Source organism: Yimella sp. cx-51 (genome assembly GCF_017654605.1).
GTDB lineage: Bacteria > Actinomycetota > Actinomycetes > Actinomycetales > Dermatophilaceae > Yimella.
Window position 1 is genome coordinate 2,204,022 of record NZ_CP072113.1, and the last position, 12,656, is coordinate 2,216,677.

11 protein-coding genes are annotated in these 12,656 nt (G+C 67.1%); 2 read left to right on the top strand and 9 right to left on the bottom strand.

Annotated elements, in window-relative coordinates; translation table 11 throughout:
• Positions 1–30: 30 nt before the first annotated feature.
• The 4 genes from glyA to J5M86_RS10525 are packed head-to-tail and all read right to left on the bottom strand — an operon-like array spanning position 31 to position 4,028.
• Positions 31–1,308: a serine hydroxymethyltransferase gene (glyA, locus tag J5M86_RS10510; RefSeq protein WP_188060401.1), complete on the bottom strand. Its 1,278-nt coding sequence runs from the start codon at positions 1,306–1,308 to the stop codon at positions 31–33.
• Entirely contained in the window at positions 1,305–2,288 is a 984-nt protein-coding gene (locus J5M86_RS10515; protein ID WP_188060400.1) for an L-threonylcarbamoyladenylate synthase, read from the bottom strand. The genes glyA and J5M86_RS10515 overlap by 4 nt, the downstream gene beginning before the upstream one ends.
• The gene (locus tag J5M86_RS10520; RefSeq protein WP_188060399.1) at positions 2,285–3,469 is read right to left on the bottom strand and encodes a PLP-dependent cysteine synthase family protein; all 1,185 of its coding nucleotides are present in this window, start codon (positions 3,467–3,469) and stop codon (positions 2,285–2,287) included. The genes J5M86_RS10515 and J5M86_RS10520 overlap by 4 nt, the downstream gene beginning before the upstream one ends.
• 10 nt (positions 3,470–3,479) lie before the next feature.
• Positions 3,480–4,028, bottom strand: a complete 549-nt coding sequence (locus J5M86_RS10525; protein ID WP_188060398.1) for a GNAT family N-acetyltransferase — start codon at positions 4,026–4,028, stop codon at positions 3,480–3,482.
• A 42-nt stretch (positions 4,029–4,070) separates the two neighbouring features.
• Between J5M86_RS10525 and J5M86_RS10530 the strand changes: the two genes are divergently transcribed.
• Positions 4,071–4,640 (top strand): pentapeptide repeat-containing protein, encoded by a 570-nt coding sequence (locus J5M86_RS10530; RefSeq protein WP_188060397.1) that lies wholly within the window; start codon positions 4,071–4,073, stop codon positions 4,638–4,640.
• Positions 4,641–4,657: 17 nt separating this feature from the next.
• On the opposite strand, the gene prmC is transcribed toward J5M86_RS10530, so the two are convergent.
• The 3 genes from prmC to rpmE all read right to left on the bottom strand — a co-directional run bounded on the left by prmC (position 4,658) and on the right by rpmE (position 6,921).
• Positions 4,658–5,512, bottom strand: a complete 855-nt coding sequence (gene prmC, locus J5M86_RS10535; RefSeq protein ID WP_188060396.1) for a peptide chain release factor N(5)-glutamine methyltransferase — start codon at positions 5,510–5,512, stop codon at positions 4,658–4,660.
• The gene (prfA, locus tag J5M86_RS10540) at positions 5,509–6,603 is read right to left on the bottom strand and encodes a peptide chain release factor 1 (RefSeq protein WP_188060395.1); all 1,095 of its coding nucleotides are present in this window, start codon (positions 6,601–6,603) and stop codon (positions 5,509–5,511) included. Before prfA ends, prmC begins: the two co-directional genes overlap by 4 nt.
• Positions 6,604–6,705: 102 nt before the next feature.
• Positions 6,706–6,921, bottom strand: a complete 216-nt coding sequence (gene rpmE / locus J5M86_RS10545; protein WP_188060394.1) for a 50S ribosomal protein L31 — start codon at positions 6,919–6,921, stop codon at positions 6,706–6,708.
• A 290-nt stretch (positions 6,922–7,211) separates the two neighbouring features.
• Between rpmE and J5M86_RS10550 the strand changes: the two genes are divergently transcribed.
• On the top strand, positions 7,212–9,086 hold the full coding sequence (locus tag J5M86_RS10550) for an N-acetylmuramoyl-L-alanine amidase (protein WP_188060393.1): 1,875 nt from the start codon (positions 7,212–7,214) through the stop codon (positions 9,084–9,086).
• 92 nt (positions 9,087–9,178) lie between these two features.
• Here J5M86_RS10550 and J5M86_RS10555 read toward each other — a convergent pair whose 3' ends face one another.
• Together J5M86_RS10555 and rho are read right to left on the bottom strand one after the other, a co-directional pair.
• A complete protein-coding gene (locus J5M86_RS10555; RefSeq protein WP_188060392.1) occupies positions 9,179–9,922 on the bottom strand; it encodes a DinB family protein in 744 nt (247 codons plus the stop codon).
• Between the two features lie 640 nt (positions 9,923–10,562).
• Positions 10,563–12,602: a transcription termination factor Rho gene (gene rho / locus J5M86_RS10560; RefSeq protein WP_188060391.1), complete on the bottom strand. Its 2,040-nt coding sequence runs from the start codon at positions 12,600–12,602 to the stop codon at positions 10,563–10,565.
• Between the last annotated feature and the right edge of the window lie 54 nt (positions 12,603–12,656).

Here is a 12,656-nt window from a genome sequence, read left to right on the forward strand (position 1 = left end):
CCGAACGAGGCGCGCTTGGCTGTTCTTCGATCAGTTCTGAGGGTACGCCGGGAAGCGCTTGCAGAGGTCTTCAACTCCGCCGCGCACTTCCTCGGAGATGGCGCTCTCGGGGTTGCCGTCGCCTTCGGTGATCGCCTTGTGGATGAGCTCGGCGATGACCTTCATCTCCTCCGTGCCCATGCCCTGGGTGGTCACCGACGGGGTGCCCACGCGGATGCCCGAGGCCACATTCGGCTTCTGCGGGTCGAAGGGGATGGCGTTCTTGTTGAGGACGATGCCGGCGGCGTCCGCTCGCAGTTCGGCATCGGCGCCGGTGACGCCCACGCCCTGCAGGTCGTGCAACGACAGGTGGGTGTCGGTGCCGCCGGTGGTCGGGCGAATGCCCTTCTCCCCCAACGAGGTTGCCAGCTGCTGCGCGTTGGCGATGACGTCCTTGGCGTACTGCTGGTACTCCGGGGTCGCGCACTCCTTGAAGTTGACGGCCTTGGCCGCGATGGTGTGCATCTGCGGGCCACCCTGCATCATCGGGAAGACGGCCTTGTCGAGCTTGGCGGCGTGCTCGGCCTTGCTCACCAGAGCGCCGGAACGCGGGCCGCGCAGCACCTTGTGCGTGGTGAAGGTGACCACATCGGCGTACGGCACCGGGCTCGGGATCGCCTTGCCGGCCACCAGGCCGATGAAGTGAGCGGCGTCGACCCAGAAGATCGCACCGACCTCGTCGGCGAGCTTGCGGAAGAACTCGAAGTCGATGAGGCGCGGAATGGCCGAGCCGCCGGCACAGATCACCTTCGGCTTGTGCTCCTTGGCCAGGCGCTCGACCTCGTCGTAGTCGATGTTCTCGGTCTCCTTGTCGACGCCGTAGTGCACCGCGTTGAACCACTTGCCCGAGAAGCTGACCTTCGTACCGTGCGTGAGGTGGCCACCCATCGGCAGCGCCATCGCCAGGATGGTGTCGCCCGGCTGCATGAATGCGCCGTAGACGGCCTGGTTGGCGCTGGCTCCGGAATGGGCCTGGACGTTGGCGTGCTCGGCGCCGAAGAGCTCCTTGGCCCGCTCGATCGCGAGGTTCTCGGCACGGTCGACCACGGAGCAACCGCCGTAGTAGCGGCGACCCGGGTAGCCCTCGGCGTACTTGTTGGTCAGCGTCGACCCGAGCGCGGTGATCACCGCGGGGCTGGACAGGTTTTCGCTGGCGATCAACTGCAGGCCGCTGCGGATGCGGGTCACTTCGTCGACGAGAACTCCCGCGATCTCGGGGTCGAACTGCTCCAGCGCCTCGTAGTCGGCGCCGTAGAAGGGCGTGGTCATCGATTCACCTCGGTGTTGGGGTTTTCATCGGATGGGTGGTGCGTCTCGGACGAGTGGTCCGGAGTCTGGGTGGCGGCATCATGGCCATGCGGTTCATCCACTGGTTCCGGTGCCGCTTCAGCCGGCCGCTCCGCCTCGGTTCCTACGGAGACGTCGCCGCCGGCATCCGATGCGAAGTCAGCTGCGCCGTCGGCGGAGTGGATCTCGTCGGTTGAGGGCTGGGCGTCGTCCCCGGGCTTGGCCAGATCGACCGGCATGCGCTCGCCGGTCTCGGGGTCGACGTCTGCCGGACGCTCGTAGTCCTCGGCATTCTCAGCGAACGCACGCAGATCGGCTTCGGGGTCGAGCAGTTCGACCGAACCGAGCACCTCACGCAACTGCTCCGCGGTGATCGCTCCTGCGCGCAGCACCACCGGGTCGGCCTTGGTGCAGTCGAGGATCGTGGAGGGCACGCCCCCCTCGCGCACTCCGGCGTCGAGGTAGACCTCGACGGCAGGGCCGAACGCAAAGCCTGCCTCGGTGATCGTGGTCGCGGTCGGCGCACCGGTGCGATTGGCCGAACTCACCGCCATCGGGCCGGCCGCGCGCAGCACCTCGAGCGCCACCTCGTCGTCCGGGATGCGCAGGCCGACGGTGCCGTTGGTATCGCCGAGATCCCAGGCCAGCGATGGCTGCGACCGGAAGACGAGGGTGAGTGCGCCGGGCCAGAAGGCTTCCATCAGCCGGCGCGCGTACGACGGCACCGCGGTGGCCAGACCGTCGACAGCGCCCATGTCGCCGATGAGCACGGGGGGCGGCATCTCACGTCCGCGCCCCTTGGCGGCAAGGAGGGCATCGACGCCGGCCGCGCTGAAGGCATCGGTGCCGATGCCGTAGACGGTGTCGGTCGGGAGCACCACGCACCGCCCCATCCGGGCAGCCTCGACCGCGGCTGCCACACCGTCAGTGCGGCCCTGCTCGGTGCTGCAGTCGAAGATCACGGGGCCATCCTTGTGTTGCTGTTCGGAGAAGACTCAGACGAGTCTCCCGCATCCCTTGCGGCTGCCGCATCCTGGTCCAGCTCCGTCCACCCCCGGCCCTCGAACGCCCGCTGCAGTGCGTCACGGTGGCCTGCGGTGTCGATGCTGTTGGCGGCCAACCAATCGCGGTCGTAATAGGTGTGTTCGTAGCGCCCGCCGCCGTCGCACAGCAGGGTGACGATGCTGCCCCTCTCGCCGCGCGCCTGCATCTCACTGGCGAGGCGCAGCGTGCCGACAAGGTTGGTGCCGGTCGAGCCCCCGGCAAACAGACCGGTGCGTTCGCGCAACAGATGGACGGCAGCAATCGAGGCGGCGTCCGGCACCTTGATCATTCGGTCGACCACGCCCGGGGCGAAGGAGGGCTCGGTGCGAGGACGTCCGATGCCCTCGATGCGTGAACCGCCGTGGATCGTGAGCGCCGGGTCTCGATCGACCCAACCGTCGAAGAAAACGGAGTTCTCCGGATCGACCACACACAACTTGGTGTCGTGTCCGAGGTAGCGCACGTAGCGGCCGATCGTGGCGGACGTGCCACCGGTGCCTGCACCCACCACGATCCAGGCGGGCACCGGATGAGGCTCGTCGACCAACTGGTCGAAGATCGCTTGGGCGATGTTGTTGTTGCCACGCCAATCGGTGGCCCGTTCGGCGTAGGTGAACTGGTCGAGGTAGTGCCCGCCGCGTTCGTCCGCAATCTGTTGGGCACGAGCGTAGACCTGCGCACCGTCGTCCACGAAGTCGCACAGACCGCGGTATCGCTCGATGAGTTCGACCTTGCTGGCGCTGGTCGTGCGGGGCATGACCGCGACGAAGGGAATACCGAGCAGTCGCGCGAAGTAGGCCTCGCTGACTGCGGTCGAACCACTGCTGGCCTCGACCACGACACGTCCCTGGCGGATCCATCCGTTGCACAGCCCGTAGAGGAACAGGCTGCGTGCCAGGCGATGCTTCAGGCTTCCCGTGGGGTGGGTCGACTCGTCCTTCAGGTAGATGTCGATGCCGTCATAACCGGGCAGATGCAAGGGGATCAGATGGGTGTCGGCCGAGCGCGTCGCGTCGGCATTCACCTGACGGATCGCCCAACTGATCCATGCGCGTTCGTCGTCGCAGCCTTGGGTGACATCGTCCGGCGCAAGAGACATATGAGCGATGTTAGGCCGTGCTGTCCGCCAGCCAGCGTGATCCTCCCCTCGCACTCGTGCAGTTCGTCGGCCTCCACGAATCCGAACTCCCGTTGGCGCGCTGCATCGGGAGATTCGATTGGGCGGTGTAGGTCTGGAACCAGCGCCGCTGCCCCACCAACTCGTGCGGCAACGACATGAGGCGACGCAGTTTGGCGTACTTCAGGCGCATGCCGAGCCGGCGACCTCGGTGCTCGGGCAGCACCAGCGTGTCCTCCTGCAGCACGAATTCCGGCACTCCCCGGCTCACCAGAAGCTCGGTGTATCCAACGGGTTCGCCGTCGGCGAGCGCCAACGACATGACGCTGACCCACCCTTGGTCGTGCATCCGTTGCGGGTTGTTGAGGAGTCTGTCGACGTCCACCGCCACGGCAGCACGGCTCAGCTGCCCGGTCGGCACGTCCTGGTTCATCTGTGTGGTGAGGCGGGCCAGCGGCGGCAGGAACTGCTCGGGGGTGAATCCTGCCCAGGAGACCATCTCGTCGTCGGTGACCGAATCTCCCGGGCACGGTTCGCTCACCGGGCGTCAACCGGTGGCGCAGACGTCGGCAAGGATGAACCCATGGAGATCACAGATCAGGAGTTGTCACGCACCGACGTCGAACGCCTCACGCTCACCGCGACCGAGCCGGTGTCACTGGTGCGGTGCACCCTGACCGGCGCCGACCTGCGCGATCTCGATCTGACTGAATTCAGTTTCGATGAATGTGCATTGGACGGTGCTCTGCTCGACGGCGCAGGCTTAGGCGGAGCCACCTTCACCGGCTGCCGCATGACGGGAGTCTCGATGGAGCGCACCCGTGGTCTCGGCTTCCAGATCCAGCGGTCCAACCTGTTCGCGGCCAACCTCACCGGAGTGGTGCTGGCCAACGCCGATCTCAGCGGATGCAGGTTCACCGAGGCGGTGCTGCGCGGAGCTGATCTGCACGCGTCGGTGTTCGACGACTGCGATCTGATCGAAACCGATCTGTTCGACGCCAACCTCAAAGACGCCGACTTGCGCGGTGCTCGTCTTGGTCCGTGCGATCTCGACCGCCTCCGGGCCCTGCGCGGCGCGATCCTCAGCCCGCACCAAGCGTGCGACATCGTCGCCGACCTGACCGGGTGCAGCGTCCTGCCGATCGACAGCTGACTTCTGCGCCAGCAGACTCAGGACGTCGGGCGGTGCGCTCTGGCGAACCGGGGCCGTCCGGTCAGATCGGGCACATCGTCGACATCCACCCAGCCCGCCCGACATAGCGCCTCGGGCAACGAATTTCCTTGCGTCTCAGCGTGTTCCATGAACATGACACCACCGGGTCGCAGCAGTTCGAAGGCACGTGCTGCGACCTCGAGCGGGATGCGCAGGCCGTCGACGCTGCCGCCGTACAACGCCTCTGCAGGGTCGTGGTCACGCACCTCCGGATCGACCGGCACCATGCCGTCGGGGATGTACGGCGGGTTGCTGACGACGACGTCGACCTCACCGAGAAGTTCGGGGAACGCCTCTTGCGCAGGGCCTTCGACGAGGTGCACGTCGAGGCCCAAGCGGTCGCGGTTGTGGGTGGCCCACGCGAACGCATGCTGGGTGAGGTCGACCGCGTGCACGATGAGGTCGGGACGTTCGTGCTTGAGGGCCAAGGGAATGGGGGCCGCGCCGGTGCAGAGGTCGACAACCGTTCCGCCTTCCGGCGCCCGATCGATCACCAGGTCGACGATCAGTTCGGTCTCCGGACGTGGGACGAAGACTCCGGGGCCGACCTCGAGCTCGAGGTGTCGGAAGGGTGCCCGGCCGGTGAGATGTTGCAGCGGCACTCGCTGGGCGCGTTCGTCGACCAGTTCCTCGAAGGTGCTGGCCACGTCAGCCGGCATCGGATCGCCCATCAATGCCGCGCGGCGCACCTGCTCAGCAGACCTTTCCCAGGCGTGCTCCAGCAACCGGTGAGCGTCGGCGTCCGCGGAGTGGATTCCGTTGTCGGACAAGCGTTGCGCGGCTTCGCGCAACAGTTGGCGAGCTTGGCTCACGCTCCGCCACCGGCAGCAACAGCCGCCATCCGAGCCGACTCATCGGCGGCGACCGCGGAGTCGATGATCGGGCCGAGTTCACCGTCCAGCACGGCGTCGAGGTTGTACGACTTGTACCCGGTGCGGTGATCGGCGATGCGGTTCTCGGGGAAGTTGTAGGTGCGGATGCGTTCGGAGCGGTCCATCGAGCGCACCTGCGACTTGCGCGCGGCAGAGGCCTCGGCGTCGCGCTTCTCCTGCTCGATCTGCCGCAGTCGCGCCTTGAGCACGCGCAGCGCCGATTCCTTGTTCTGCAGCTGTGACTTCTCGTTCTGGCACGAGACAACGACACCCGTCGGCAAGTGGGTGATGCGCACGGCGGAGTCAGTGGTGTTGACCGACTGTCCACCGGGGCCCGAGCTGCGGTAGACGTCGATCTTCAGGTCATTCGGACCGAAAGTGATCTCGTCGTCGTCACCGTCGTCCAGATCGGGCATCACCAGCACGCCCGCCGCCGAGGTGTGGATACGGCCCTGCGATTCGGTAGCGGGCACCCGCTGCACGCGGTGCACGCCGCCTTCGTACTTCAACCTCGCCCACGGCGCGGTGCCGGGCTCCATGACACCCTTGGCCTGCACCTGCAGCCGGACGTCGGTGTAACCGCCGAGATCGGATTCAGTGCCGTCGGTGATCTGGGCACGCCAGCCGGACTGCTCGGCGAAACGCAGGTACATGCGCACCAGGTCGGCCGCGAACAGTGCCGCCTCGGCGCCGCCCGCACCGGCCTTCACCTCGAGGATCACGTCACGGTCGTCGTCCTCGTCGCGGGGAAGCAACAGCTTGCGCAGGCTCGCTTCTGTGTCGCGCAGCTGCTCGGTGAGAGCCGGCAGCTCCGCAGCGAAGGACTCGTCCTCGGTCGCGAGCTCCTGCGCGGTGGCGAGGTCGTCCTGGGCGGTGCGCCACGCCTGGTAGGCGGCGACCGTCGGAGCGAGCGCGGCGTACCGCTTGTTGACCTTGCGCAGCGCTACCGGGTCACCGAGCACCGCCGGATCGGTCATCTGTCGTTCGAGTTCGGCGTGCTCGGCGACGACGGTTTCGGCGGAGTCCAGCATGGTGCTCCTCGCGGGTGCAGTCAGAGATTCAGGGATGCAGAAGGGCGGTGGAAATGGAGCACGCCGGTCCCGTCGAATGACGGAACCGGCGTGTCGGGGAAGCTACTTGGCGTCCTTCTTGCCGTAGCGCTGCTGGAAGCGCGCGACGCGGCCACCGGTGTCGAGGATCTTCTGCTTGCCGGTGTAGAACGGGTGGCAGTTGGAGCAGACTTCGGCGCTGATGCGACCGGACTCCGCGGTGCTGCGGGTGGTGAACGTGTTACCGCAGGTGCACACGACGGTGGTCTCTGCGTAGTTCGGGTGAAGGTTCTTCTTCACAGGTGATCTCCTCGTTGTCAGGCGTATCCCGGGTCGCCGCGCAGGATGCGTGAGGCGTGAACCGGGGCCAAGGGTCAAGTCTGCCAGAGCAGCGGACATCACTCCAAACTCGTAGGACGCGCGCACTATTCCCGCCGGGCGCGTCCGGCCAGTCGCTGGGGGGCGTGCCACACCGCCGACCGAACTCGCCCCAGAAGCGGCCCGCGGCGGGACTTTACCTTCGCTTTACTCTCCGAGAGCCTCAGCGGTGGGACGGTGAACGCGCCATCGCTCGATGCCAGGAGGCACGCATGACCCGCCACAACCTCACTCGTCGCTCCTTCCTCGTCGCCGCCGTCGTCGGCTCAGGAGCAGCTGTCATCCCCAACGCCGTTGCGGTCGACCAGAATTCGCTGTTCGCCGATGCCGGTCGTCAGTACGCCGTGCCGCCCGCGCTCCTTGCGTCGATCAGCTACGGCCAGACGCGTTGGGCCGACCACGCCGGACGCCCGAGCCGCAGCCAGGGCTACGGCCCGATGCACCTGATCGACGGTGCTGCCGTGGCTGAGCAGCGGGCCGCGGAAGGCAAGCCCGCCGGTAACGCAGTCGACACGCTCGGGTTGGCGGCGACCGCAGCGGGACTCTCCGCTGACCGCGTCCGCACCGAGCCGGCCAGCAACATCAAGGCCGCAGCGGCCTTGCTCGCCCAGCAGCAGAAGAACCTCGGTGGCCCGACAGGCGTAGGCAGCGACCCCGCCGCGTGGTACGAGGCGATCGCAGCGATCAGCGGCCTGTCGACCCCGGCGGCACAGGTGCGCTTCGCCGACGACGTCCTGACCGACATCGCTACGGGTGCGAGCGTCAGCGAAGGCGGCACGAAGTTCTCGCTACCCGCAGGTCGTGTCGGATCTGCCGGGAAGGGGCGGCAGAAGCTGCTCGACCGGGCCAAGGCGGGCCAGCGTCCGTCCGGTCCCGTCGATGCACCCGGCGGTCTGGGCGTCGAGTGGATCCCGGCGCCGTACGAGCAGTACGGCCCGGATCCGGGCGACTACGGCAACCACGACCTGGCCTTCCGGCCGCGTTCGCCCGAACTGACCCACGTGATCATCCACGACACCGAGTGCAGCTACGAGGTGGCGCTGAGGCTGGTCACCGACCCGACCTACCTGGCGTGGAACTACACGCTGCGCTCGTCGGACGGGCACATCGCCCAGCACCTGGAGACCAAGGACATCGGCTGGCACGCCGGCAACTGGTACATGAACATGCACTCGGTCGGGCTGGAGCACGAGGGCTACGCCGCCCAGGGTTACAGCTGGTACCCCGAGGCGCTCTACCGCACCAGCGCGCGCCTCACCCGTCACCTGTGCACCCGCTACGGCATACCGATGGACCGGGCCCACATCATCGGTCACGACCAGGTGCCGGGCCTCACCACTGCGCGCATCCGCGGCATGCACTGGGACCCGGGCCCGTTCTGGGACTGGGAGCGCTACTTCGAGCTCATGGGTGCGCCGTTGCACAAGGGGACGACCGGGCAGGCTCCCAAGGCTGGCGATGTTGTACGCATCCTTCCCGGGTTCGACGACAACGTGCAGGCGGTGCAGGGCTGCAGCGGAGTCTGCGTGGAGGGCACCGGCCACGGCACCAACTTCATCCCGCTGCACACCTCCCCCGACGCCGGCTCACCCCTGGTGAGCGACCCGGGCCTGAAGGCGGGACCGTCCACCACACAGGTCTCCGACATCGGGGCCCGTGCTGCGGCCGGCACCGAGTACGCGGTGGCCCAGATCAAGGGCGACTGGACGGCGATCTGGTACCTCGGCGAGATCGCGTGGTTCCACAACCCAGCCGACGCGCCCACTGCCCGCCGGGTCAAGGGCGCCCGCACCGTGACTCCGAAGGGTGCCTCCGCGGCAGTCTTCGGCGGGGCCTATCCGGAGGCGGCGGCATACGCCAATCCTGCTGATGCCCAACCGGTTTCGCCTCTTCTGTACACCTTGAAGGCCGGGCAGACCTACGTGCTCTCGGACGACACCGTGCCCACCGACTACTACCGGGCGAAGACCTTCTCGCTCGACACCCCCGGCGATCACATCAACACCGTCGGCAAGACGAAGTACCTGCAGATCAACCTCGGCCACCGCATCGCCTTCGTGCAGGCGTCCGAGGTCGAGGTGCGCTAGGTCACCTGCCTGCCTTTGCCCGAGAAACGCCCGCGTCATGACGCGGGCGTTTCTCAGGTGGGCGTGGCGTGAGTGGCGTCCTCGGCCCCTGGCTACTGACGTTCCTTCTGCAACAGGGCGAGATCGCGGCGCACATAACGTAGGTGCGCCCACTCCTCCTCGATGATGACGCGGACGCAGTCGCCGACGGTGGGCTTCCAATCGTCATCGGGGCCCCAGGGATCGTCGCGTGGCTCATCGAGTTGCTCCGCCGTCACCGTGGCCAGGAAGTCGGTCAGCATGTGCTGTCGTTCGGCACGCACAGCGAGGACCTCCTCGAAGTTCTTCGGTTCGCGCATTCGCTCAGGGATGACACCCATCTGCTCTGCCCCGGTGAAGAACTGTCCGATCTCGTGGAAAGGATCGCTCTCGCGCCGTACACCTCGCAGGAGCCAGGCGTCCGTCGCGAGCACCAGGTGGCGCAGCGTCTGCGCCAACGACCACTCGTCCTCGACGTGTGCATCGCGTAGGTCGGCCGGTGTTCGGGTGACGGTGGTGTTCCACGCGTCCTGGACGGCGACCCACCCCTCGCGCAGACCTCCAGGAGTTCTGGACGCCTGGAGTTCGCGCCCGGGGAACTGCCGGTTCAGTTCAGCCTCCACGAGTGGAACGACGTCGACGCCGTTGACGTAGAGACTGCCGAACATCAGGTCATGGCTGTCGATGTGGAGACCGCCGACCTCGACGCCGTGCATCGTGACCCCGCTCAGATCGCAGAAGCGGAACTTTGCGTTCGAGAAGTCGGCTCGGACGAAACGGGCGTCAGCGAATTCTTGGGTGCGCTCGTAGGTGGTCATGATTCGAGTGTTGCGCCAACCCGGCGCGTGGTCCAGACCTTTCGCACCACGGTTCGAAACGTCGTGACGTAGCCGCTCGAACGGCACACGAAGAAGCCCGGCCGTCAAACGGCCGGGCTTCTTCGATACTGAAGGACTGAACTGTGAGCCCGCGGGTGGTCAGTCAGTTCTCACTCTTCTCAGTCCTCACGTCGCGGACGACGATGCCGGGCGGCGGAGCCTGCGACGCCTCCCGGAGGAGGAGCCGCGACCAACAACACCGGACGAAAGACTGAGCTGTGAGCCTGCGAGCAGATCAGTCCTCACGTCGCGGACGACGATGCCGGGCGGCGGAGCCTGCGACGCCTCCCGGAGGAGGAGCCGCGACCAACAACACCGGACGAAGACTGAGCTGTGAGCCTGCGAGCAGATCAGTCCTCACGTCGCGGACGACGATGCCGGGCGGCGGAGCCTGCGACGCCTCCCGGAGGAGGAGCCGCGACCAACAACACCGGACGAAGACTGAGCTGTGAGCCTGCGAGCAGATCAGTCCTCACGTCGCGGACGACGATGCCGGGCGGCGGAGCCTGCGACGCCTCCCGGAGGAGGAGCCGCGACCAACAACACCGGACGAAGACTGAGCTGTGAGCCTGCGAGCAGATCAGTCTTCGTCATCCAGCTTGATGGAGGAGGTCTGCTGCACCTGCATGAGGAACTCGACGTTGCTCTTGGTCTTCTTCAACCGGTCGAGCAGCAACTCGATGCCCTGCTGCTGATCGAGGGCAGCCAGCACGCGGCGCAGCTTCCACATGATCTTCAGCTCGTCGGCACCAAGGAGGATTTCCTCGCGGCGCGTGCCAGAGTTGTTGACGTCGACCGCCGGGAAGATGCGGCGGTTGGCCAGCTGACGGTCGAGCTTGAGCTCCATGTTGCCGGTGCCCTTGAACTCCTCGAAGATCACCTCGTCCATGCGCGAGCCGGTCTCGACCAGCGCGGTGGCCAGGATGGTCAGCGAGCCGCCGTCCTCGATGTTGCGCGCGGCACCGAAGAACTTCTTCGGGGGGTAGAGCGCAGCGGAGTCGACACCACCGGACATGATGCGTCCGGACGCCGGGGCGGCCAGGTTGTAGGCACGGCCGAGCTTGGTGATCGAGTCGAGCAGCACGACCACGTCGTGGCCGAGCTCGACGAGGCGCTTGGCGCGCTCGATCGCGAGTTCGGCGACCGTGGTGTGGTCGTCGGCGGGACGGTCGAAGGTGGAAGCGATGACCTCGCCCTTGACCGCGCGCTGCATGTCGGTGACTTCCTCGGGGCGCTCGTCGACCAGGACGACCATGAGGTGGCACTCGGGGTTGTTCGTGGTGATCGCGTTGGCGATCGACTGCATCACCATCGTCTTACCGGCCTTGGCCGGAGCCACGATCAGACCACGCTGGCCCTTACCGATCGGCGCGACGAGGTCGATGATGCGCGTGGTGAGGATGTTCGGCGCAGTCTCCAGGCGCAGGCGCTCCTGCGGGTAGAGCGGCACGAGCTTGCCGAACTCCACGCGCTTGCCGGCCTGCTCCGGGGCCATGCCGTTGATCGAGTCAAGACGCACCAGCGCGTTGAACTTCTGGCGGGCCGGGAGCTGCTCGCCCTCACGCAGCGCACGGACGGCGCCGGTGATCGCGTCACCCTTGCGCATGCCGTTCTTCTTGACGATGTTCAGCGGCACGTAGACGTCGTTCGGGCCCGGCAGGTAACCACTGGTGCGCACGAACGCGTAGTTGTCGAGCACATCCAGGATGCCGGCCACGGGCACGAGGACGTCGTCCTCGCGCACCTGGGTGTCGACATCGCCGAACTCCTCGGCGCGACCACGGCCGCGCTTGCGGTCACGACCACGCTGACGGCGACGGTTGTTGCCGCCACGGTCGTCCCAGTCGTTGTTGTCACGCTGGTTGCCCTGACCGCCCTGCTGACCCTGCTGGCCGCCACCCTGCTGACCCTGCTGCGAACCACCCTGCTGGCCACCGCGGTTGCGGCCGCCCTGCTGGTTCTGCTGACCACGGTCGTTCTGGTTGCGGTCGTTGCCGCCACGGTCGTTCTGCCCGCGCTGGCTGTCGCCGTCCTGCTGACCACGGTTCTGGCCCTGGTCGCCACGGCCACCCTGCTGACCACGCTGGCCGCGCTCGCGACGGTTGCCGCCGTCCTGCTGCTCGTGCTGGTCGCGACTGGACTGGTCGGCGTCCTGACGGCGCTCCTCGCCCTGGCCCTGCGACCGGTCGTTGGTGGAACGGCTGTCGTCGTTCTGCTCGCCACGGGAGCGGTCGGTGCGCGCAGTGCGCTCGTTCCGCTCGCCGGTCTGGGCGGGCACCTCGGCCGGCGCGTCCTGGCGCTCGGCCTGCGGCGCAACACTTTCGTTCGGCTCAGCGGCAGGAGTGGTCACTGCCGATCGAGCCGCACGACGGGTGCGCTGCGGCGCAGCGGCCGGGGCGTCGTCGGTCTTGGGTGCGGTGCGCTCAGCAGCCGGGCGGGACGATCCCTCGCCACGGCTCTGGATGGCGGCCAACAGGTCGCTCTTGCGCATCTTGGAGGTTCCGCTGATGCCCATGGTGCCGGCGAGTCGCTTCAACTCGTCCAACTTGAGCGAACCAAGGGATCCTCGAGAGCCCGACTCGGCTGCTGCCGTCGTCGCGGACTCGGTGGTTTCAGTCACGAAGGTTCCTTCCCCCTCGCCAGGCTCGATCAGAATGATCGATCGGGGCTGCGC